We start from the raw sequence: 22,056 nt of genomic DNA on the forward strand, positions 1-22,056 counted from the left end.
CCGGTTCAGCCAGTCATCATCCGATAGATCGCTGGCAGAGCGAATGGCAGTTTCGACAGTTTGGCGACGAGCGCATAGTTTCTCCGCCCAAAAAGTGCGGGGAGATAGCTGCTCGCCTCGCGGTCGACCGTCACGGCAAAGACATTGACGCCTTTGGCGCGCGCTTCCTGGACTGCCCGGCGGCTGTCTTCCAGCGCGAACCGGCCTTCATAGTGATCGACGTCATTCGGTTTGCCGTCGGTCAGCACCAGCAGAAGCTTCTTTCGGTTGGGCTGTTCGGCAAGCTTTGCCGTCGAATGGCGGATGGCTGCTCCCATGCGCGTGTAGAAACCGGGTTTCAGCGCCGCAATGCGGTGTTCGACGGCTGGCCCGAAAGCTTCGTCAAAGTCCTTCACCGTCTCGACCCGCACCCATGAGCGGCGGCGCGAGGTAAACGTCTGGATCGAACAGCGGTCGCCGCAGGCGGCAATGCCATTGGCCAGAACCAGAAGCGCCTCCTTTTCCACATCCAGCACGCGCCGGTTGTCGATCCACGCATCGGTGGACAGCGACACATCGACCAGAATGGTGACCGCAAGGTCGTTCGCCTTGGGGCGGCTCATCAGATGCACGCGGTCGCTGCCCTGACCGCCAGCGGCAAAGTCGCAGCGCGAACGGACCACGGCGTCGAGGTCGAGATCGTTGCCATCGAGCTGCGCCCGCATCAATTCGCGGCCCGGACGCAGGATCTCGAACTGGCGGCGCACGCGGCGGACGAGGCTTCGCGCTTCGTCATCCAGTTCCAGAGCGTCTTCGCGGGCCTGCGCCGGTGCTGCCAGAACGCTGCAATGATCCTGAAGATAGGTCGCCTTGCGGTAATCCCATTCCGGATAGGTCAGTTTGGCGGAAAGAGCCGCCCGGTCGACGGCTTCGGGCGGCAGGTCGAGGTCGAACCGGAAACGCGCAGCCGGTCTGCCCTTGCGCTCGCCCAATGTCAGATCGTCAAGCTCGTCGGCGGATTTGGCGTTCTGCTCGTCGCTGTCGTCGGTTGGCCGGTCGACACTCACCATCTCCGCCATGGCCAGGATTTTTTCGAAGCGGTTGAGAATGAACGGGTTCCGGTCGGCCAGTCTCGGATCCTGCTTCTCGCGGTTGGCGATCTGCCGCCCGGTTTCGACGGCTTGCACCTTGCTGCCGGGCACCGGTTGGTCATCGCTGTCACGCGACGCGGTTTCCTCCCGTCTTGTCAGTTCCGGCCAGAGCGGAACGGGCAGGGCGGGCAGATAGCCCGCTGGCGCGCAATGCGGAAAGATCGTGGGAAGACTGTCGTCCGGCAATCCCGCTCCCTGCTTCAGAAGCGCCAGAATACGCTCCTCCACTTGCCATTCCGCACCATGGAGCGAACGTTTCGGACGCGCAGCAAGCACCGCTTTGCAAAGGCGCGCATAACGCTTCTGCAAACCGGGAAAAATCTCGCAGGTCTTGGCAACCGTTTCCGACGCCACTGCAAGCGACGCAAGATTGCGGCGCAGCGGATCGGCGTGAAGCTTGCCTATTTGCACCGGCATGACCGCCATGTAACCGGCAAGCCAGAGATAAAGGTCGTGATTGAGGGCGCTGTCGGGAAAGAGCGCGATCTCCGGCGGCAGCATCAGTGTCGCTTCGTCCCGCGATGGCTGGCTTAGTTTTTCCTCGCCCAAAGCCATCCGCTGTCGCAAGCCCAGCCTGTGCCCGGAGGTCCGGGCGCGGGCAGGGGCAATCTGCACCGCAACATCGCCGCCAAAACCACGAAAACAGATGGCAAGCTTCTGGCGGATATCGCCAAGTTGCACGGCGTGCTCGGGATAATGCGGCCACGATCCCGTCTTGCCGATCAGGCGATGCCACGCCCGGCCGACTGTTTCCTCCAGTTCCAGAAAATCCAGCATTGCGCGCCCGCCTATTTCAGCATTGCATCGGCAACTTCAATCAGGGCGGCTTTCACATCCGGCTCGTCGGTCAGCGGCTCGATCATCGCGGCGCGCGCCGCTTCGTGTTGCGACATGCCTGCCGCGATCAGCGTCGCGCAGTAAACCAGCAGGCGCGTGGAAACGCCTTCTTCCAGATCATGCCCTTTCAAGCCGCGTAAGCGGTGTGCCAGCGCCACCAGCGGCGCGACCTTGTGGGCCGCGAGACCGCTTTCCTCGCTCACCACTTCGATTTCCTGCTCCTGGGGCAGAAAGTCGAACGCGATGGCGACAAAGCGCTGGCGTGTGCTTGGCTTGAGGGACTTCAGCAGGTTCTGGTAACCCGGATTGTAGGATACGACGAGCATGAAGTCGTCGGGCGCTTCCAGCAATTCGCCGGTGCGTTCCAATGGCAGAAGTCGGCGGTCGTCGGTCAGCGGATGCAGAACCACGGCCACGTCCTTGCGCGCCTCGACAATCTCGTCGAGATAGCAGATGCCGCCTTCGCGCACGGCGCGGGTCAGCGGGCCGTCGACCCATAGGGTGTCACCGCCTTTCAGCAGATAACGCCCGGTCAGGTCGGCAGCAGCCAGATCGTCATGGCAGGAAACCGTCGAAAGCGACAGGCCGAGCTTTGCGGCCATATGGCTTACAAACCGCGTCTTGCCGCAGCCGGTCGGACCTTTGAGAAGCAATGGCAGCTTGCGCGTCCATGCCATTTCAAAGAGCGCGCATTCATTGCCCGACGGGCTGTATGGCGGGATCGAGGCATTGGCATTTTCTACATTTCTGAGAATGGGGTTCATGGCCGTTTTCCTTTGTGTCAGGCAATGAAGCCCCGCCGTGAGGCGGGGCCTGCGTCGATTATTCGGCGGGCTGTATCAAGGTCCTTGCATTGTCAGGGCGTTCCTTGCCCGGCACGAGCACGGCCCAGATGAACATCAAAACCGAGATCACCACCACAACGCCGGAACCGAGGCGTATCCAGTAGAATACGGCCAGCTGGTCCTGCACAGTCATGAATGCTTCTCCGAGCACGCGCTGAAGGTGGGTCTGCACGACGCCCGCGAAGGTGAGCGCAAAGGTCATCACGGACATGGCGGTGCACATGGCCCAGAAGCTCACCATGGAGAGCATCTGGTTATAGGGCGCGCGCCCGCGGATCTCCGGTATCGCATAGGCCATGACCGCGAGGTTGAGCATGACATAGGCGCCGAAGAAGGCGAGGTGCCCGTGGGCGGCGGTCAGCTGCGTGCCGTGGGTGTAGTAGTTGACCGACGACAGCGTATGCAGGAAGCCCCATACGCCCGCCCCGAAGAAGGCCATCACCGAACAGCCGATGGACCAGAGAAGGGCGGCACGGTTCGGGTGTTTGCGACCGGCCTTCCATGTCATCACGAAGGTAAAGATGACCATGGTGAAGAACGGAGCGACTTCCAGCGTGGAGAACAGCGAGCCGATCCACTGCCAGTACCCGGGCGCGCCGATCCAGTAATAGTGGTGACCGGTGCCGAGAATGCCGGAAAACAGGGCAAGGCCGACAATGACATAGAGCCATTTTTCGACGACTTCGCGGTCGATGCCGTTGAGCTTGATCATCAGGAAGGCGAGGATCGACGCCATGATGAGTTCCCACACGCCTTCAACCCACAGATGGATGACGTACCACCAGTAGAGCTTGTCGAGCGCGAGATTGATCGGATTGTAGAAGGCGAAGAGGAAGAACAGCGCCAGCCCCCACAGACCGAACAGAAGAATGTTGGTTACGGTGGTCTTGCGGCCCTTGAGCGCCGTCAGCGTGATGTTGAACAGGAACATCAGGCAGACAACGACGATGCCGACCTTGATGATGAATGGCTGTTCAAGAAATTCACGCCCCTCGTGAATATGGAACAGGTAACCGACAACGGCGATACCTGCGGCCACGAAGAACAGCCAGAACTGGATGACGGCAAGGTTGGTGCTGTAAAGCTCGGTTTCCGTTTCTTCCGGCAAAAGATAATAGGTCGAGCCCATGAAGCCCATCAGCAGCCAGACGACCAGCGCGTTGGTGTGGATCATGCGGACGATGTTGAAGGGCAGAAGCTCGGAGAGCGTGTTGGGCAGAACATAGATCGTACCGGCGAGAACACCGAATGCGACCTGCGCGACGAACAGGACGAGCGCTCCATAGAAATAGAGCATCGCGACCTTTTGGCTTTCATATTTCATGTTGTGTAACTCCGTTCATCCTGCGCTCAGCCGGCCTCATTGGGCGGCCAGTCCTGCGTCTTGATGCGGCTGGTCCATTCAAGAAAATCAGCCAGATCGTTGAGTTCCTGTTCGCTCAGGTTGAACTGGGGCATCTGCCGACGCCCTTCGATCCCCGTGGGTTGCGACTGCATCCATGCTTTCATCGTCTCGCGCGCGCCCTCGGAATCTTCTTCCCCGCCCCAACGCTTCCAGACATTGCCAAGCTCGGGCGCGAAATAGGCGCCTTCGCCAAGCAGGGTGTGGCAGTTGATGCAGGAGTTTTTCTCCCAGATGTGCTTGCCGCGGGCGACCGATGCCGTCAGCGTGGATTCATCCGTGGATGTCGTTTTCATGTAGTAGTGGCTGTGCGCCGTCAGCCCCACGAAGATCGCGAAAAAGAAAATAGACCCGCCATAGAAGACGTTTCGGGCGCCGGTCTTGGTTAGGCGTTCTGCCATCCCTTCGTCCTTTCATTGGCCGGGGACAAGGCCCGGCAATTCCCCCGTCGATAATGTGGCTGGTCATTCCCCTCGCCAGCATCACGGGACGCGACTGTTCTATCGGGCGGGCGAAAGCCTTCTTTGCGATTTGGCAAACACCGGCACGGTTGTCAGAAGAGAACGCGCACGAGGATGGAGCGCGCCAGAGCAAGCGCCAGCAGAAGGGCGGGCCAGGCCAGCAAGGCGGGTTTCAAAAGGCCATCGGTTCCGCGCATTTCCATGAAATCGAGGATGACGAACCAGCCTTTCGCGAAGGCTAAAATCAGGACGGTGACAACCGCCGCGAGCGTTCCGGCGCCGGTGGCCGCGACGAATGCACCGCTCACCGCAAGGAGAACGAGAACAAGGAATGTTCGGGTGAGCGAAGGAGCGCGGTCGGACACTGTGGGCCTCAGGCAAGATAAAGGACGGGGAACATCACCAGCCATACGAGGTCGATGGCGTGCCAGAGCGTCGTGATCAGCAGAACATTGGAGCGCGTCGGTCGCCATGCGACAAGCGCCAGAACGAGCGAGCCGAACAGCACATGCAGCAAGTGAAAGCCGGTCAGCAAAAAATAAAGCTCGAAGAAGGAACCGGCGGCGCCATCGCCTGCGAACCCGATCTCGTGCGAATATTCAACGAGCTTGATCGCGACAAAAGCCAGACCGAAAAACGCGGCATATAAAAGCGGACGGCGCGCCTGGCTCAGATCATCGCGCCTGCGCACGGCGATGGCCGCCTGCCAGCCGCTCATCAAAAGCACGACCGTATTGGTCGCGGCAAGGGCAGGGCTCAGATGCGAACGCAACCGCGCCACCCCTTCCACGTCAATGATCGACATCACCATGAAAGCGGCCAGCAGGATCGCAAAGGCGACAAGTTCGCTCCATACGAGAATCCAGAGCAGAAGATCGTCTTCCGGGCGATCCCCTGAACCCGTTGCAACCATGGTCAAATCTTCGGTTCCAGACATGGAACATGCCTAGCGCCCGCAATCGGGGGCTTCTTTGCGTTTTGGCAAAGAACGAGCGCACTGACGGCGACATTGTATCGCCGCCATAGCAAAGGAAATCTCAATGACGGACGCACAGATCGGACTCATGGTCGCGACCCCGGCAATCATCGGCTTTTCGCTGGTTCTCTACCGTATGGGGGCCTTGCAAGGCGCTGGCACCCTGTCCGCCGTCGCGGCTTCCATCGCGATTGCCGCGGTTCTTTTCCTCGGTCAATAAATGGTGGAGAGGCCTGTGGACACGCCGGTCCTGCACGCGGTCGATATCAGCCGCCTGGAAGCGCACCATCACGAGCTTCTGGAGCTGTGCCTGCAATTGGAGGAAATAGCCGATGACCGTGAAACCGGCTCTGCCGGTCAGGAGTGTCGGCGCATCGCAATGCTCATTCCCCGCCTGGTCGGCGAAACCCATGCGCTTGAAGAAGAGGTCCTGTTCCCCGATTTTCGCCGGCAGGCCCATTCGCATTTTGCCAATGCCATCATCGAACGGCTGAAGGCGGAACATCGTTGTGACCGGTTGGCTGCCGAGGAATTGTCACAGGTCCTGATCGCGCTTGCAGAAGGGCGTTGCAGTCTTGCGCCCGACACGATTTCATACATGGTGCGCGGCTTTATCGAGAGCGTGCGCCGCCATATCCTGTCGGAGAAGCTGATGATAGAAGCGCTGCTGGCGGCGAAATCCGGGGACCGTGAGGTTTTCGAATGAAACGAAGGCCACACCCCTGAATCGCATCGGGAAGATATTGCTTCAAATGTTTGTTTTTATTGTATTTTAGCGAATAAACGTCGGGGTATTTCCGCCTGAAACTTCACCTTTTTCCGTTGTTTTATCGCTCGCCATCGGCAAGCCGCCTGATGCCCGACATATTGAGAACGGTCAGTTTCTGGCGTCCGCCGCGAACAAAACCCAGCGCTTCCCAACCGGTGAGGATGCGCGACACCGTATGCAGCGTTGTCCCGGTCATTTCGGCGATATCCTGCTTCGTGATCGGAAAATCGATGCGGATACCGTCTTCCTCTTTGCGTCCGGCCTGACGCGCAAGGCGCAGAACCGTGTGCGCGACGCGCCGCTCCACTTCTTCCGTCGACATTTCGCGAATGCGCGTATGGGCTTCTTCCAGCCGCTTGCCGATGGTCTGGATCGCATTCATGGCCAGACCGGGGTTCTGCTCGACGAAATAGTCCCAAAGCTCGGTCGGCCACGCAAGCACAATGCTCTCCATGACAGCGACTGCGGTGCCGGGATAATCGCTTCTCTGCAAGGCGCGCGCAAAGCCGAAAAGGTCGCCCGGATGCACCATGCGGACGATGATCTGCTGTCCGTCCGGCGTCACCTGATTGACCTTCAACCGCCCGTGCAGGAGGAGATAGAACATGACGGCATCGTCGCCCTGTTCAAAGATCGCCTCTCCCGGCAGGACACGCTTTGTGGTTGCATATGAGACGAGTTTGTCGAGTTCGCCGTCATTCATTTTTGCGAACAGCGACAGTTTCCTGACAAGTCCGCGATCTATCATGGACATTGCATTTCTCACACTCCAAGACCCATATTTACCTTAGCACAGCAACGCGGGCTTGGAATTGTTTTCGGAGCCGGGGACCGGGCGTTCACAGTTAATCCCTCATGCGCCAATGTTCCTGATACGCTTCCATACCACGGCATGCCAGCGGTTGTCGCGCACCAGCCTGAAGCCGAGATTATCGGGCGGAACGCCAACGCTGCACCCCCCGGTTTTCGGGTTGCGGATGAACGAACTGATCGCCGCGCGGTGCTGGCCGTTGGCCACGTAAACGCCGCATGAAGACATTTCCGCAACCTGCTTGCCATAGGCATCGATATTGACACGGCGGTGGCAGGTCTGCGTCCATTCCCACACATTGCCTGCAATGTCGGCTACGCCCAGTTCGTTGACGCCGAAGGCACCGGCGGGGCGTCTCGCAGGGCTTCTGTCCTGCTTGCGGGCGCTTTGTTTTTCATAATCCTTTAGCCAGCGCAGTGCGGGATTGCTTGCGGCATCGTCCTCGATACCGAGCGCATCGTCGGGAAAGCGCGAGCCGGCTGCGAAAGCCCATTGCTCGTCGGTTGGCAGATGCCAGATCTCTCCGGTCTTGCGCGATAGCCAGTCGGCATAGGCCTGCGCATCGTCATAGCTCACGCCCACGATCGGCGCCCCGGCGGCGGGTGCATCCTGGTTATGCGGCAGGACCTCCGCCGGCTGGCACGCGCCATCCGACACGCAACGTTCGTAGTCGGCTGTGCTGACCTGATATTTCATGATCTCGAATGCCCGTGACAGCTTGCGCGTCGTCAGGGGGGCATCGACCGGATAATTGTTCTTCTGAAAGTCACCATTGGCCCTGTAGGTCATGGTGCGCGGCGCGATGACAACCGTTTCAGGACGCAGCACGGACGCATCCGGCTGCGATTGGCCCGCACGCCCCACGGCGTCAACGACGAACAGTCCCGCGACAACCGCCAACAGAACCGCCGGAACGGCTATGGCAAGCTCACGCAGGCACTTTTTTCCTGTGCACTTGGTCATCGGATTAACAAGGGACTGCACCCATTCGGGAGGCAGACGGATGCAGCCCTAGCCTTTCTTCGCAAAGCGACAGATGGAGCGGTTCTATCGATTCCGTTAGGCAGGAACCGCTCAGGGAGGGTTTGCCAAGGCGCTTCGGGAGGCAAAGCGCCTTCATGCATTGGTTACATGCCAGACGGCGCGAGAACCGATGTCATCAGGTCGTCGTTCCATTCGCCCGTGACCTTGAAATGGGCTGCTGCGCCAAGTTCAAAAGCCTCGATCAGGTTGTGGTTCACATAGGCATAGATACCGGGCTGCTCGAACGTATAGAGGGCTGCTCCGGCTGTGCCGCCCGGAATGAACCAGGTTTCCTGATCGACATCGGGCGGCGTGTTGAACTTGCCGTTCGCCCAGACATAATCCCCGTGGCCGCCGATCAGATGCGGCCTGGTATCGCGATTGGCCTGCGAATGGACGATGAAGACCCTCTCGCCAACCGCCGCCGTCATCGCCTTGTCGCCGGTCAGCGCGCCGACAGCGCCGTTGAAAACGACATGGGTCGGGGTGAGGGTGCGCATGACTTTGAGCGTGTCTTCATACGAGTCGCCCGGTGCATCGTATTTCTTGTATTTGCCATTCTCGTCACGCGGCACATAGAAATCCTGCTCGCCGACATAGTAGATCTTGTCGTAGGTCAGGGCCTTGCCCTTGCCGTCGTGCAATCCCTCGCGAGGCAGCACCATGACCGCGCCGTTCATGCCCGAAACGACATGCCACGGCACCATTCCGGTAGGCGCGCAGTGGTAGACGAAGACGCCAGGCTTGGTGGCCTTGAAACGCAGGATCGTCTTCTCGCCCGGATTGATTTCGGTCAGCGCGCCGCCGCCCAAGGCACCCGTCGCCGCGTGGAAATCGATATTGTGCATCAGCGTGTTGGTTTCGGGGTTGATGAGGGTCAGCTCGAGATAATCGTCCTGATGCACAACCATCAGCGGGCCCGGAACAGTGCCGTTGAACGCCATGGCGTGAACTTCCGTTCCCGCATCGTCGATGATGATTTTCTTTTCCTCGATCACCATGGTGAATTCGACCACCTTGGGGCCACCCTCCGCGACCTGGGTGTGAGCATGCACGAAGGGAGGGTCCACCAACTCCACCTTCTGGCGCGGCAGTGCCGCTATCTCCGCAGCGCTTGCCTTCCGCACCGCGCCCTGTCCCCAGGCCGATGTGGTTGCCAGCACCGGCCCGAGCGCCCCAGCCAGGGCGGCTCCGGCCAATATGCTGCGGCGGCTGATTTGCATCTGGTCGACCATCGATACTCTCCTTTACGATAGGACCGAGCATTTCCTGCTCTGTCCTCACGACTATAAAAAAGGCCGTATGGATGGTCCTTGACTGCGATCAAGGTGGTGCGGAAAATCGGTCAATATTAATACTTAAGTATCAAAGGGTTATGCTGATTTGTTGATTAATGTTCTGTCTTGTTTGCGCTGGCGCAAAGGCTCAGCGGCACGTTCCGGTCAAAGAGAAACCAGCGGACGGTTGGCACCGTTCGCTGGTTTCGAGGATGGCTGGAGCGGTTGCTTTTTAAAAGGAAATGTTGAAACCGCGATCTCCTGTTTTCCGATTACGCGCCAAACCGGGCCTGTACTTCAGGCGCTGCCATTTCCGGAATCCACTGCGGTTCGTAGACGAGTTCCACCTTCACCGCGTGAACGCCTTCGACAGATGCGGCGCTGGCGCGCACGGCCTCGGTGAGGAAGCCGGCCGCAGGGCAGCCGGGCGTGGTGGTCGTCATGCAGATATCGACAATGCCGCCGTCCTTAATGTCGATGCTGTAGATCATGCCGAGATCAATCAGGTTGAATCCGAGTTCGGGATCGAGCACCAGACGCAGATTTTCGACGATCTGCTGCTCCATACCGGCATGGGCTATGGCATCCATGGCAGCTACCTCGGCTCTGCGACGCGGATCATGATGCGATAGGCATTGCCGGTCTCGTCGAGATTGCCGACCCATGCGTGGCCGCGTTTTTCCAGCTCTGGAAAGAGAAACAGGGGCTCGCGGTGCAGGAGGGCGAAGAGAACGGCGCCGACGGGCATAGCCTCCACTTCGGCAAGAATGCGCACCATGGGTTCCGGCGGCTGCATGTCCGAGCAGTCGAGATAGCGCGAGGGTTCCGGCCAGACTTCCGGCGAAACGACATTCTGCGAAAACTGCAATTCTCGCTTGGCGTCCGCGACGGGGCAAAAAAGCACCTGCCAGTCGCCGTTCTCCAGAGGCTCGGCTTTTGCGGAAAAGCCTTTCCGTTCCATGACGCTGAAAAGCGGTGCCGGTTTGAACGGCGCGATCAATTGCAGGCTTTGCCCCGGGGCAAGACCGTCCACTGCTTCCATGATGGCATTGAACGGCTCCACGCCGCCCCTGATCAGCGGGCGCACGTCCAGCACATAGTGTGCGATGTCCTGAACTGAGGGTTTCATTTCGATCTCCTGAAAATTGGTTCACCGGCGTAGATCAGATGCGGCAGGCTTGCCCCTTTTGGCAGACGCAGGCCGTTGGGTACATCAAGAAGCCGCCGGGCGCGAAAGAAGTGCACGGTCAAGGCAAATATGGCGATGAGATTCAAACTTGCGGCCACGCGGAACACGGTCGGATAAGCGGCGATCAGGGCCAGCGTCCCGATTGCGACGCCGCTATAATAAAGAGCGAACCATTGCCGCGCACGGTGTTCGCTGACCATATCCTGCACGCGCGGCGTCGGCGCGCGTCCCATGAAAGGGCCATAGCATTCCAGCCAGGTCAGGAACGGTATGATCTTGTAGAGCTGGGCGAGGCTGAGGCCGCTCAGCCAGCCGAAGGCGAACAGATAGACCAGAGCGGCGATCATCTGGTCGGACATGCCAGTCCGGAACAGGGCAATCGCCAGCAGGAGCGAAAGTCCAAGCGCAATGAAAGCCGGAATACTGGCGGCGCTGTTCAATTCAATCGTCTTGCGTTTGCGCTGCCGGTAGATCGCCTGAATATCGATCATATAAAGGGCGATGCAGGCGATGCCGGGAACGAGGGCCGCTGTGACGGCAATCCCCACCGATCCCGCTTCCAGCGCTGCGATGACGATCCCGGCTGCAAGGATGGTAAGGGCGGCAACGCCCTCCCACCAGAGGATTCGGGTTGTCTGCCGCACGGCATCGGGCGACAGCATGAACATGGTCAGCAGCCTGTAGCTGACGCCCATGGCGGTAAAGGTCATCCACCCGCCAAGGCCAAGCGCGGCGTGAACCGGCAAGGCCGCTCCCGCAATATCGAGCAGAATGGCCTGTTCCGCCAGTCCGGAAAGCGCGAAGGTGAAAACGCTGCCAAGAAGGGCGGTTGTCAGAAGGCAGCAAATACCGGCTGCGACGAACCGCGCTGGCATGGCGATCGGGCGGGCAAGCCAGAGCGTCATGCCCAATATTGCAAAAATGATCGAGAAGCCGCAGGTCAGCAGAATGCCGGAGACCGGCAGCAGCCAAGCCGGGCTTTCCGCCAGCCCCGCCATGCCCGCAAAGCCGGTGAGCAGGCCGCAAAGGCCCGTCACCAGCAAAAGCAAGGCGGGGAGGCTTGCGCCGCTTCCCCATAAGGGCCTGTTCACCAGAACCGGCACGAATTGCATGAGCGCGCCGCTCATGAGCAAGGCCAGCCATCCGATGGAAATGGCGTGCACGACGATGAGCGTTTCGGCGGCGCGTATTCCATGAGCCGGAAAGCCGAAACCGCCTGCCATCAATCCAAGCCCAAAGACGAGGAAAGCCAGCGAAGCGGTAAAATAGGACAGGGTCCAACGGGAAAGCGTCGCGCCGATCATCTCAATTCGTCCCGGACATTGCGCCTACAAGACTTCAGTGATTGCCGCAGCTACATTCGTGGTCCGCGCCGTGATGAACTTTCTGGCGGCCGATCTCGACCCGCCACAACGGACCAGTTTCCTTGTAGACCCACGAGAACAGGCCTGGATTGCGGGTTTCGAGCTGGCGGCGCAGCGGAATGGGATCGTGATCGTTGATGATTTCCAGCGCATCGCCGGGTTCAAGCGCATCGATCATTGAGAAGATCGTCGCGTGCCGCGAAATGGGCGGTATGGTGCGAACGTCGATTACCGGGGAGGGGGAGACAGGTTCTGCCGACATCTTGTTGTTCCGTGGCTGTCAGGCTTCGAAGCATGATGACGACAGCCGCATCATCATTCGAGCCATTCTAGAGTGACAGGCGCAGACCGGATTTGTTGTATCTCAAAGAAGACGGGAAATTCTGTCCGATATTCATTCGATCGATGATGCGGGGCGGGCAGTCTTGTTGCCCCCCGCACTGATTCTTGAAACGGCGTTACTGGTTGATTTCCGGCTCGACGAGCTTCTTCAGCTTTTCGAGGGATTCCTGCCAACCGAGATAGCAGGCTTCGGCCGGAATTATATCCGGCACGCCTTCCTGCTCGATGTTGATTTCGGACCCGACCGATACGGCTTTCAGCGTGATCGTGACTTTCATTTCGCCCGGCAGGTTCGGATCGTCGAAACTGTCCGTATAGACGAGCTTTTCTCCCGGAACGAGCTCGACATATGTGCCGCCGAATGAATGGCTTTGGCCCGTCGTAAAATTCCGGAAAGACATTCTGTGCTTGCCGTCCACTTTTGCCTCCAGCTCATGGACAGTGCAGACAAAGCCATAGGGCGGCAGCCAGCTTGCCATGGCGTCCGGCTCGATGAAAGCGCGATAGACCTTCTCCGGCTTGGCGGCGAAGACACGGTGCAGGCGAATTGTGCTGGGCATGGTTTCCTCCCATTGCGTTTCAGCGGGTATTGGCGGGTTGCTTGAAGAGCAGGCTTATATATCGCTTGAGATGGTCGATGCTCTCGACCGCACGCTGCGGATCGCCGCTTGCCTTGGCGATGATGAAGGCACCCTGAATAACCGCCTGCGTATGCAAAGCGAGGCTTTCGGCGGTGAAATCACCGGCAATCGGATAGCGCTCCATCGCGGCTGCAATGTCGGGGACAAGCGTGTCCGCATGGCTTGAAATGCTGGCCCAGCAGGCCTCCCGGATAGGGGCATTGGTCTCGTAGACCTCCTGCGTCATGGTGCCGACGAGGCAGGTGAAATCCGGCAATTCGCCCTGAACGAGTTGCTTGCGCAACTCGACATAGGCCAGCACGCGCTCAAGCGGGTCTTCGGGAGCGTGATAGGCGGCTTCCGCAAAAAGCGCGCCCGTTGTTTCCGACCAGTAGTTGGCGGCGGCAACGGCCAGATCTTCCTTGCTGGAGAAATGGTGAAAGAAAGCGCCCTTCGACAGCGATGCCTTCGCGCAGATGTCATCGACCGACGTTGCAGCATAACCCTTGGTGCGAATAACACCGAGCGCTGCATCAAGCAGATTGGACCGGGTCGATGGGTTCTGTTTGCGTGCCATTTTCGTACTCCCTTATCATATCATACCAACCGGTCGGTATTAAATCAAGAGGGGAGCGAACCTCGTGCTTCGGTGCTCTGGAAGCGGGCAGGATAGGGATTGGAATGAACTGCCGGTATTGCATCTACGGCGCAATGCCGGCAGCGCAAAAACGCGGGCTATCAGTCGATCTGGACGTTTGCATCCTTGACGACCGGCGTCCATTTGGCGATTTCGGCCTTCACATGGGCGGCGAGTTCTTCCGGGGTCGAGCCGACGATGGTGGCGCTGAACTCCTTCATGCGCTCCTTCACCGTCGGATCTTCCATGGCCTTGTTTGCGGCTTCGTTGAGCTTGGCCACGACCTCGGGCGGCGTTCCGGCCGGTGCGAACAGCGCGTTCCATGTATAGGTCTCATAACCGGGGATCGTCTCCGCGATCGTCGGCACATCGGGGAAGGATGGCGCACGCTCCTTGGTGGTGACGCCGAGGGCCTTCAATGTGCCGCCCTTCATGTGCGAGGACGAAGAGGGCAGGTTGTCGAACATGATCGGAACCTGATTGCCGATGACGTCATTGAGGGCCGGGCCGGACCCCTTGTAGGGGATGTGCTGCATTGAAACGCCCGCCATCTTCTTGAAGAGTTCGCCCGACAGGTGCAGCGGCGTGCCGTTGCCGGATGAGGCGTAGCTGTATTTTTCCGGCTCGGCTTTCAGCAGGTCGACAAGTTCCTTCACCGAGTTCACCGGAAGTTCCGGATTGACCACCAGCACATTGGGAACGATGACGAGAAGCGAGATCGGAGCGAAATCCTTTTCCGCGTCATAGGGCTTGGTTTTCAGAATCAGCGGGTTGAGCGCGTGTGTGGCCACGGTGCCCATCAGAATCGTATAGCCGTCCGGGTCGGCCCGCGCGACATTTGCCGCGCCAAGGCTGCCGCCGCCGCCGCCGACATTCTGGATAATGACCTGCTGGCCGAGAATGTCCGACATTTTGGCCGCGATGACGCGGGCCACCACGTCCGTCGAGCCGCCAGCCGCAAACGGCACGACCATGGTCACCACCCGGTCGGGAAAGGTCTGGGACCGGGCAGGGCTGCCAAGTGCGAATGCTGACAGGATGGAAAGGCCGAGCGCGAGGCTCATGCGCCGTGTGATCCGATAAGCCGACATATATTCTCCTCCCAATGTCGAAACTCAATTGAAGTGTCCGAAAGTAGAAACCTGCTTCGGAAAAATGCGATGCGTACAAACAGAGAGATATTACGCCCGACACAGTAGTTTCGGGGCCGGGCGCCCAGATATGGCCGGGATCGATTGTCCGTATGATTGTCTTTTATTGAACTCCGGTCCGTTTTCAGTGAACTACGTCACTTGCCTGAAAGCAAGCAACGAGATTCTAGCGCTTTAATAGCGGGGAAGCAGGCGCTCTCCATTGCCGGCGGCGATGATTCTGGAAACCGGGCCGATTCCGGTGGGCTGGCGGCGCTTGTGGATAAGTTTGATGTCATTGAAAACGCCCGGAAATCGGGCGCTCCACGGCAAAATCGAAAATTCTTATCCTTTCTTCGTGACCCTTGCTTGACACTTGTTCGAGAACCCCTTAAACGACCGCTCACACCGGACGGAAACGCCGGTGCGACGCAGCCTCAGGGTTGCCGAGAAATGCGCGGGTGTAGCTCAGTTGGTTAGAGTGCCGGCCTGTCACGCCGGAGGTCGCGGGTTCGAGCCCCGTCACTCGCGCCACTTTCCTCTCAACAGATCGATAGATTGAACGTTGACACGAAAGTGGCGCCGAACCGCCTTTTCACTTCTTTTCACGCCTGAATTTGCTGACATCCAACGGGCGTTGAAACGTCCTGTGAATGATTTTTCCAATATCGCAAATCTTCTCCAAACACGCGCTTGACACTTGTTCGAGAACCCCTTAAACGACCGCTCACACCGGACGGAAACGCCGGTGCGACGCAGCCTCAGGGCTGCCGAGAAATGCGCGGGTGTAGCTCAGTTGGTTAGAGTGCCGGCCTGTCACGCCGGAGGTCGCGGGTTCGAGCCCCGTCACTCGCGCCACTTTCCTCTCAACAGATCGATAAATTGAACGTTGACACGAAAGTGGCGCCGAACCGTGCGCCTGCTACTTCGAGAACTGTTTCCAGGAAAGATACGCCACCGACAGGATAATGGCGGCAATGACCAGAAGATCGCCGCTGGCGAGCAGATAATGACTCATGCGTGATCTCCTTTCGCTGCTCTGGCCGACTATACAATCATGATAGCCGGTGCGAATGCGATCTGAAGGCATCGCTTCGCAAAGCCATCGCCATCCCGAAGGTTTCCATTCCAAGTTTGACCGCAAACGCGAACGGAATTTTCCGTCGTCTTGCAGGCGCCCTTTCGCCTTGAATTGTCGCGGCGCAAAGCGGCCGTCTTGTCCTTGCATTGCCAAGGACCTGATTTCCTGTTTTCAATCGCGTGGAACCGGATCACAGGAACGGATCGCTGCGACGATGACCCGACACGCTTTTCTTGGTGTGCTTGCAACGTTTTTGATTCTTTCCGGCTGTGACACGCCGCGCGCCGTGTTGTGGCACGGGCCGAATTCCAGCCCGCAATCGGTGGCAGCGGCTGAAGCCGCCATCGTCAAGCCTGCGAAACCGGCGGCGGTGGTCCCCATCTATGTTGCGACGAGCCGCCAGCGCTCGAACGACTTCTCGCAGCCCTACAATTCAAATCGCTCGAAGACGCTGAATTTCGCGCAGGTCGATGTCGGCATTCCCGCAGCCCATGTCAAAGGACAGGTCGAGTCGACCGGCTACAAGCCGGACCCGGCCAGGAATTTCGCGGCCACCGCATTCCAGCCCTACGACAATGCGGAGCAATTTCTCGCACAATTGAATGTAGCCCTGGCGAAGCAGGGGCCGAGGGACAGGGAAATCCTGATCTTCGTGCACGGCTACAACAATAATTTTGCCGACAGCACATTCCGCACCGCGCAGTTTGTTCATGATTACAAGATGAAGTCGGTGGCGGTCGAATATGCCTGGCCATCGGGCGGCGATCTGGGCCTTTATGTCTATGATCGCGACAGCGCCGACTTTGCGCGGGACGGTCTGGCGCGGCTGCTCGAGCTTGTCGCTCGCAGCAATGCTGAACGCATTGTTCTGGTTGGCCACTCCATGGGCGGCTTCGTCACCATGGAGGCTTTGAGAACGCTGTCGCTTCGGGGCGAGAAGGAGGTGCTGCGCCGCATCACCGCGCTGCTGCTCGCCGCGCCCGACATCGATCTGGACGTCTTTGAAAAGCAGGTAAAGGATATAGACCCGATGCCGCATCCGACCGCGGTGATGACATCGCGCAGCGATCGGGCGCTCGGCGTCTCTTCGTTCATTACCGGCGGTCATGCGCGGGTGGGGGATGGCACCAGCATTCCGACGCTCCAGAAATACGGAATTGCCGTGATCGACGCGACCCATCTGGATGGTGGCGCGCACAATGTCTTTGCGTCTTCGCCGTCACTCATGGCTCTGGTCAGCGACGGCACTCTTTCGCTGGGTGCATTGAACGCGCGGGCAAGCCAGGCGACCGGTGAGGCGGTGCTGGCGGACAGCGCTTCTGCGATCAGGGGTGCGGCATCGCTTGTGCTTTATCTGCCGGGCAGGTTGGTCGGTGCGGGGGCTTCCGCCGCTCCATGAGCGCATCCGGTACATTTCATGCGGGTGCAGACCGGCTGATTTTCATTTTAAATTGCGGGCAATTGATTCTCCCGGCAATTGCCAAGTGGGGCAGGCCGTGCGACATTTGCTCACGAAATTATGATCTTTTCATGTTATAGGGATTTTAAGGGGGATAAGCGGGCTGGATGCATGGCTTGTTAAGCATCTTGGCTCGACTTTGCCCAATAGATCGTGCCGGAGGGGTTGCGCTTGCGCGTGCGCTGCGATAACCGTCCCGGCGAAAAGCGCTTAGTTCGCACGGTATGCCTTTTGAAGCTGCTTGGGCGACGAGGTTGCAGCAGATGCAATGTGTCGCATGGCCGTGAGCTTCAAAAAGCTTATGACAGGCGGCGCAGCCTCGTATTCAAGCCGGATAAAGGACCATGAACGAGCTTTTAAGTTCCTACCTGCCGATCGTCATCTTCCTCGGCATCGCGATGATAATTGGTGTAGCCCTCCTGGTTGCGCCGTTTCTTGTCGCTTACAGACAGCCCGACCCGGAAAAGCTTTCCGCTTACGAGTGCGGCTTCAATGCCTTCGATGACGCCCGTATGAAGTTCGACATCCGTTTCTATCTGGTGTCGATTCTCTTCATCATCTTCGATCTGGAAGTCGCCTTCCTTTTCCCATGGGCCGTGTCCTTTGGTGAAATCGGCTGGTTCGGCTTTGCATCGATGATGGTGTTCCTTGGCGTTCTGACCATCGGCTTCATCTATGAATGGAAGAAGGGAGCGCTGGAATGGGATTGACCAACGCCAACACGACACTCGTGGCTCCGCAGCCGAAGGGCATTCTTGACCCGCGCACGGGCAAGCCTGTCGGTTCCGACGATGCATTCTTCAACGATCTGAACAGCGAGCTTTCCGACAAGGGATTCATCGTCACCTCCGCTGACGCTCTGATTACCTGGGCGCGTACCGGCTCGCTGATGTGGATGACCTTCGGCCTCGCCTGCTGCGCCGTGGAAATGATGCACATCTCCATGCCGCGTTATGACGCCGAGCGTTTCGGTATCGCGCCGCGCGCATCTCCGCGTCAGTCCGACGTGATGATCGTTGCCGGTACGCTCACCAACAAGATGGCGCCCGCTTTGCGCAAGGTCTACGACCAGATGCCGGAGCCGCGCTATGTTATCTCGATGGGTTCCTGCGCCAATGGCGGCGGCTACTACCACTATTCCTATTCGGTGGTGCGTGGCTGCGATCGCGTGGTTCCGGTCGATATTTACGTTCCGGGCTGCCCGCCGACCGCTGAAGCGCTGCTCTACGGCATTCTCATGCTGCAGAAGAAGATCCGCCGCACCGGCACCATTGAACGCTAGGGCCGAAGAAAAGGACATTTGATCATGAGCGAAGAAGCTCTCGGTGAACTTTCCGGCTACATCAAGGAACGTCTCGGCGATGCGATCGAAGAGGCGAAGCTGGCTTATGGCGAGCTGACCCTGTCGGTTCCGGCCGCCAGCATCATCAGCGTTCTGACCTTTCTGCGCGATGATGTGCAGTGCCAGTTCGTCAACCTGACGGATATTTCCGGCGTCGACTATCCGCAGCGCGCCAAGCGCTTCGATGTCGTCTACCAGCTTCTGTCTCCGCGCCAGAACCAGCGCATCCGCGTCAAGGTTCAGGCTGACGAAGACACGCTGGTGCCGTCCGCGGTTCCGGTCTTCGTTGGCGCTGAATGGTTCGAGCGCGAAGCCTACGACATGTACGGCATCCTGTTCTCCGGCCATCCGGACCTGCGCCGCATCCTGACCGACTACGGTTTTGAAGGCCATCCGCTGCGCAAGGACTTCCCGCTCACCGGCTTCGTCGAGGTTCGTTACAACAACGAGCTGAAGCGCGTCGCCTACGAGCCTGTGCAGTTGCGCCAGGAGTTCCGCAACTTCGACTTCCTCTCGCCATGGGAAGGAACGGACTACGTTCTGCCGGGCGACGAGAAAGCCAAGGCGAACTGAGGACATACTCATGGGCGCAGGCGAGAGATTGAACGGTCAATGTCTTTGCGGAGCGGTGAAGTTCACCGCTGTTCCGGCAAAGATGGAAATGGATGTCTGCCATTGCAGCATGTGCCGGCGCTGGTCCGGCGGCACGTTCATGGCTGTCATGTGCGACACTTCGGTCCAGATCGAGAACGAAGCCGCGCTCAGCGTCTATCGTTCCTCGGAATGGGGCGAGCGCCTGTTCTGCTCGACATGCGGTTCGTCGCTGTTCTGGCGCGGCGTGCATGACGGCAAGATGGCCGTTTCCATGCAAGCCTTCGCCGAGCCGGAGCGTTTCCATTTCGCCGAAGAAATCTTCATCGATAACAAGCCTGCGAATTACGATTTTGCCAATGACACCCACCGGATGACCGGCGAGGAGTTCTTGGCGGCTCTTGCAGCCAAACAGGAAGCTGAACATGGCTGAGACTCAGGTCCGCAATTTCAATATCAACTTCGGTCCGCAGCACCCTGCCGCGCACGGCGTGTTGCGTCTGGTGCTTGAGCTCGACGGCGAAGTGGTCGAGCGCGTCGATCCGCATATCGGTCTGCTGCATCGCGGCACCGAGAAGCTGATGGAAGCCAAGACCTATCTTCAGGCCCTGCCTTATCTCGACCGCCTCGATTACGTGGCGCCGATGAATCAGGAACATGCCTATGCGCTCGCCGTCGAACGCCTGCTCGGCATCGACGTGCCGAAGCGCGGCCAGCTCATCCGCGTTCTCTATTCGGAAATCGGCCGTATCCTGAACCACCTGCTGAACGTGACCACGCAGGCCATGGACGTTGGCGCGCTGACGCCGCCGCTCTGGGGCTTCGAGGAACGCGAAAAGCTGATGGTGTTCTATGAACGCGCCTGCGGCGCGCGCATGCACGCGGCTTATTTCCGTCCGGGCGGCGTCCATCAGGACCTGCCGGATCAGCTCGTTGAAGACATCGGCAAATGGATTGATCCGTTCTTCAAGACGCTCAACAATCTTGACGACCTCATCACGCCGAACCGTATTTTCAAGCAGCGTAACGTCGATATCGGCGTCGTGAAGCTCGAAGACGCATGGGCGTGGGGCTTCTCGGGCGTCATGGTTCGCGGTTCGGGCGCTGCATGGGATCTGCGCAAGTCGCAGCCTTATGAGTGCTACAACGAGATGGAATTCGACATTCCGGTCGGCAAGAACGGCGACTGCTACGACCGTTACCTGATCCGCATGGAAGAAATGCGCCAGTCGGCGCGCATCATGCGCCAGTGCGTCGACCTGCTTCTCGGCAAGGAACGCGTCGGTCCGGTCTCCAATGCCGACAACAAGATCGTGCCGCCGAAGCGCGGCGAGATGAAGCGCTCGATGGAAGCGCTTATCCATCACTTCAAGCTTTACACGGAAGGCTACCATGTGCCTGCCGGTGAAGTTTACGCAGCAGTTGAAGCGCCGAAGGGTGAATTTGGCGTCTTCCTCGTATCGGATGGCTCCAACAAGCCTTATCGCTGCAAGCTGCGCGCGCCGGGCTTTGCCCATCTTCAAGCCATGGATTTCCTGTGCCGCGGCCATATGCTGGCTGACGTGTCGGCAATTCTTGGCTCGCTCGATATCGTGTTTGGTGAGGTTGACCGCTGATGTCCGTTCGCCGTCTCGCAGATGATGCCGTCCAGCCAGCCGCTTTCGCGTTCAACGCGGAAAATCAGGCCTGGGCGCACAAGACGATTGCAAAATTCCCTGAAGGCCGTCAGCAGTCGGCTGTCATTCCGTTGCTCATGCGCGCGCAGGAGCAGGAAGGCTGGGTTACGAAAGCCGCCATTGAACACGTTGCAGGCATGCTCGACATGCCGCTGATCCGCGTTCTGGAAGTTGCGACCTTCTATACGCAGTTCCAGTTGAAGCCGGTCGGCACGCGCGCCCACATCCAGGTTTGCGGCACTACGCCGTGCATGTTGCGCGGTTCGGAAGCGCTGATGGATGTCTGCCGCCACAAGATCAATCACGACCCGTTCGAGCTCAATGCGGACGGAACGCTGTCGTGGGAAGAGGTGGAATGCCAGGGCGCCTGCGCCAATGCGCCGATGGTCATGATCTTCAAGGACGCCTATGAAGACCTGACGCCGGAACGCCTCGCCGAAATCATCGATGCGTTTGAAGCCGGCAAGGGCGATACCGTCAAGCCGGGTCCGCAGATCGATCGTGAAACGTCCAATCCGATCAACGGCCTGACGTCGCTGACGGAAGATCTGGACTACAAGAAGATCGGCCTCGAAACCCGCAAGGCATCGGACGCAGCCGCTGCCAAGGCGAAGGCCGAAGCGGAAGCGAAGGCAAAGGCGGAAGCCGAAGTTGCGGCGGCTACGCCGTCGAATACGGCAAAGCCCGTGACCAACGCGCCAGAAACCGCTCCGGCGCTCAAGTCGCCCTCTGATGTCAAGGTTTCAAATGCAGCCGAAAAGGCCGCTTCAGTTGAGGCCAAGCAGGTATACAAGCTTGACGACAAGAACCGTCCGGTTGCCATGGAGCGCCCGGAAGTGGTCGATGACCTCAAGCTGATTGCCGGCGTCGGTCCGAAGATCGAGGCGACCCTGCACGAGCTCGGCATCTTCACCTACAAGCAGGTTGCTGCCTGGAAGAAAGCCGAGCGCGAATGGGTCGACGGTTATCTCAGCTTCCACGGCCGCATCGAGCGCGAGGACTGGGTGAAGCAGGCCAAGGCTTTGGCCAAGGGCGGCGTCGAGGAATACATCAAGGTATTCGGAAAGAAGCCGGTATGATGACTTCGATATTGG

Annotated in this window: 25 protein-coding genes and 2 tRNA genes; 11 read left to right on the top strand and 16 right to left on the bottom strand. The window is 59.1% G+C overall.

Annotation, left to right across the window (positions count from 1 at the left end):
• Positions 1-5: 5 nt before the first annotated feature.
• From F9K78_RS15940 to F9K78_RS15965, 6 genes are all read right to left on the bottom strand, one after another.
• The gene (locus F9K78_RS15940) at positions 6-1,907 is read right to left on the bottom strand and encodes a nitric oxide reductase activation protein NorD (RefSeq protein WP_121986083.1); all 1,902 of its coding nucleotides are present in this window, start codon (positions 1,905-1,907) and stop codon (positions 6-8) included.
• Positions 1,908-1,918: 11 nt separating this feature from the next.
• Positions 1,919-2,731 (bottom strand): CbbQ/NirQ/NorQ/GpvN family protein, encoded by an 813-nt coding sequence (locus F9K78_RS15945; protein WP_121986082.1) that lies wholly within the window; start codon positions 2,729-2,731, stop codon positions 1,919-1,921.
• Positions 2,732-2,789: 58 nt separating this feature from the next.
• Positions 2,790-4,136, bottom strand: coding sequence for a cbb3-type cytochrome c oxidase subunit I (locus tag F9K78_RS15950; RefSeq protein ID WP_121982512.1), 1,347 nt, complete (start codon positions 4,134-4,136; stop codon positions 2,790-2,792).
• Between the two features lie 26 nt (positions 4,137-4,162).
• Positions 4,163-4,615: a c-type cytochrome gene (locus F9K78_RS15955; protein ID WP_121986081.1), complete on the bottom strand. Its 453-nt coding sequence runs from the start codon at positions 4,613-4,615 to the stop codon at positions 4,163-4,165.
• A 152-nt stretch (positions 4,616-4,767) separates the two neighbouring features.
• On the bottom strand, positions 4,768-5,040 hold the full coding sequence (locus tag F9K78_RS15960; protein WP_121986080.1) for a cytochrome C oxidase subunit IV family protein: 273 nt from the start codon (positions 5,038-5,040) through the stop codon (positions 4,768-4,770).
• Between the two features lie 8 nt (positions 5,041-5,048).
• Positions 5,049-5,612 (bottom strand): cytochrome c oxidase subunit 3, encoded by a 564-nt coding sequence (locus F9K78_RS15965; RefSeq protein ID WP_121986079.1) that lies wholly within the window; start codon positions 5,610-5,612, stop codon positions 5,049-5,051.
• 103 nt (positions 5,613-5,715) lie between these two features.
• Here F9K78_RS15965 and F9K78_RS21910 point away from each other — a divergent pair, with 103 nt between their 5' ends.
• Together F9K78_RS21910 and F9K78_RS15970 are read left to right on the top strand one after the other, a co-directional pair.
• Positions 5,716-5,871: a hypothetical protein gene (locus F9K78_RS21910; RefSeq protein ID WP_162929756.1), complete on the top strand. Its 156-nt coding sequence runs from the start codon at positions 5,716-5,718 to the stop codon at positions 5,869-5,871.
• Positions 5,872-5,886: 15 nt separating this feature from the next.
• Positions 5,887-6,357, top strand: coding sequence for a hemerythrin domain-containing protein (locus F9K78_RS15970; protein ID WP_121986078.1), 471 nt, complete (start codon positions 5,887-5,889; stop codon positions 6,355-6,357).
• A 121-nt stretch (positions 6,358-6,478) separates the two neighbouring features.
• Here the strand turns inward: F9K78_RS15970 and F9K78_RS15975 are convergent, their stop codons facing one another.
• From F9K78_RS15975 to F9K78_RS16020, 10 genes are all read right to left on the bottom strand, one after another.
• Entirely contained in the window at positions 6,479-7,174 is a 696-nt protein-coding gene (locus F9K78_RS15975; protein ID WP_121982517.1) for a Crp/Fnr family transcriptional regulator, read from the bottom strand.
• A gap of 99 nt (positions 7,175-7,273) precedes the next feature.
• Positions 7,274-8,194 (bottom strand): SUMF1/EgtB/PvdO family nonheme iron enzyme, encoded by a 921-nt coding sequence (locus F9K78_RS15980; protein WP_121982518.1) that lies wholly within the window; start codon positions 8,192-8,194, stop codon positions 7,274-7,276.
• A 164-nt stretch (positions 8,195-8,358) separates the two neighbouring features.
• Entirely contained in the window at positions 8,359-9,489 is a 1,131-nt protein-coding gene (gene nirK, locus F9K78_RS15985; protein ID WP_121982519.1) for a copper-containing nitrite reductase, read from the bottom strand.
• 314 nt (positions 9,490-9,803) lie between these two features.
• Positions 9,804-10,121 carry a metal-sulfur cluster assembly factor gene (locus F9K78_RS15990; protein ID WP_121982520.1) on the bottom strand — a complete coding sequence of 106 codons (318 nt, stop codon included), beginning with the start codon at positions 10,119-10,121 and terminating at the stop codon, positions 9,804-9,806.
• Between the two features lie 5 nt (positions 10,122-10,126).
• Complete coding sequence (locus F9K78_RS15995) at positions 10,127-10,660, bottom strand: DUF2249 domain-containing protein (RefSeq protein WP_121982521.1); 534 nt, start codon at positions 10,658-10,660, stop codon at positions 10,127-10,129.
• Positions 10,657-12,024 (bottom strand): hypothetical protein, encoded by a 1,368-nt coding sequence (locus tag F9K78_RS16000; RefSeq protein ID WP_121986076.1) that lies wholly within the window; start codon positions 12,022-12,024, stop codon positions 10,657-10,659. Before F9K78_RS16000 ends, F9K78_RS15995 begins: the two co-directional genes overlap by 4 nt.
• Before the next feature lie 34 nt (positions 12,025-12,058).
• The gene (locus tag F9K78_RS16005) at positions 12,059-12,346 is read right to left on the bottom strand and encodes a DUF2249 domain-containing protein (RefSeq protein ID WP_121982523.1); all 288 of its coding nucleotides are present in this window, start codon (positions 12,344-12,346) and stop codon (positions 12,059-12,061) included.
• A gap of 196 nt (positions 12,347-12,542) precedes the next feature.
• Entirely contained in the window at positions 12,543-12,986 is a 444-nt protein-coding gene (locus F9K78_RS16010; RefSeq protein ID WP_151682404.1) for an SRPBCC family protein, read from the bottom strand.
• Between the two features lie 19 nt (positions 12,987-13,005).
• Positions 13,006-13,623 (bottom strand): TetR/AcrR family transcriptional regulator, encoded by a 618-nt coding sequence (locus F9K78_RS16015; protein ID WP_121982525.1) that lies wholly within the window; start codon positions 13,621-13,623, stop codon positions 13,006-13,008.
• Between the two features lie 161 nt (positions 13,624-13,784).
• A complete protein-coding gene (locus F9K78_RS16020; RefSeq protein ID WP_121982526.1) occupies positions 13,785-14,774 on the bottom strand; it encodes a Bug family tripartite tricarboxylate transporter substrate binding protein in 990 nt (329 codons plus the stop codon).
• Positions 14,775-15,270: 496 nt separating this feature from the next.
• On the opposite strand from F9K78_RS16020, the gene F9K78_RS16025 reads away from it, so the two are divergent.
• The 9 genes from F9K78_RS16025 (at position 15,271) to F9K78_RS16065 (ending at position 22,041) form a co-directional block, all read left to right on the top strand.
• Positions 15,271-15,347 (top strand) — tRNA-Asp (locus F9K78_RS16025).
• A gap of 247 nt (positions 15,348-15,594) precedes the next feature.
• Positions 15,595-15,671, top strand: a tRNA-Asp gene (locus F9K78_RS16030).
• Between the two features lie 437 nt (positions 15,672-16,108).
• Positions 16,109-17,293 (top strand): alpha/beta hydrolase, encoded by a 1,185-nt coding sequence (locus F9K78_RS16035; protein WP_121982528.1) that lies wholly within the window; start codon positions 16,109-16,111, stop codon positions 17,291-17,293.
• A 404-nt stretch (positions 17,294-17,697) separates the two neighbouring features.
• Positions 17,698-18,063 (top strand): NADH-quinone oxidoreductase subunit A, encoded by a 366-nt coding sequence (locus F9K78_RS16040; RefSeq protein ID WP_043062179.1) that lies wholly within the window; start codon positions 17,698-17,700, stop codon positions 18,061-18,063.
• On the top strand, positions 18,054-18,635 hold the full coding sequence (locus F9K78_RS16045; RefSeq protein WP_121982529.1) for a NuoB/complex I 20 kDa subunit family protein: 582 nt from the start codon (positions 18,054-18,056) through the stop codon (positions 18,633-18,635). Before F9K78_RS16040 ends, F9K78_RS16045 begins: the two co-directional genes overlap by 10 nt.
• A gap of 24 nt (positions 18,636-18,659) precedes the next feature.
• Positions 18,660-19,268 carry an NADH-quinone oxidoreductase subunit C gene (locus F9K78_RS16050; RefSeq protein WP_121982530.1) on the top strand — a complete coding sequence of 203 codons (609 nt, stop codon included), beginning with the start codon at positions 18,660-18,662 and terminating at the stop codon, positions 19,266-19,268.
• 10 nt (positions 19,269-19,278) lie between these two features.
• A complete protein-coding gene (locus F9K78_RS16055; RefSeq protein WP_121982531.1) occupies positions 19,279-19,719 on the top strand; it encodes a GFA family protein in 441 nt (146 codons plus the stop codon).
• Positions 19,712-20,902, top strand: a complete 1,191-nt coding sequence (locus F9K78_RS16060; RefSeq protein ID WP_121982532.1) for an NADH-quinone oxidoreductase subunit D — start codon at positions 19,712-19,714, stop codon at positions 20,900-20,902. The genes F9K78_RS16055 and F9K78_RS16060 overlap by 8 nt, the downstream gene beginning before the upstream one ends.
• Positions 20,902-22,041 (top strand): NADH-quinone oxidoreductase subunit E, encoded by a 1,140-nt coding sequence (locus F9K78_RS16065; protein WP_121986075.1) that lies wholly within the window; start codon positions 20,902-20,904, stop codon positions 22,039-22,041. Before F9K78_RS16060 ends, F9K78_RS16065 begins: the two co-directional genes overlap by 1 nt.
• Positions 22,042-22,056: the final 15 nt, after the last annotated feature.

Source organism: Brucella pseudintermedia (genome assembly GCF_008932435.1).
GTDB lineage: Bacteria > Pseudomonadota > Alphaproteobacteria > Rhizobiales > Rhizobiaceae > Brucella > Brucella pseudintermedia.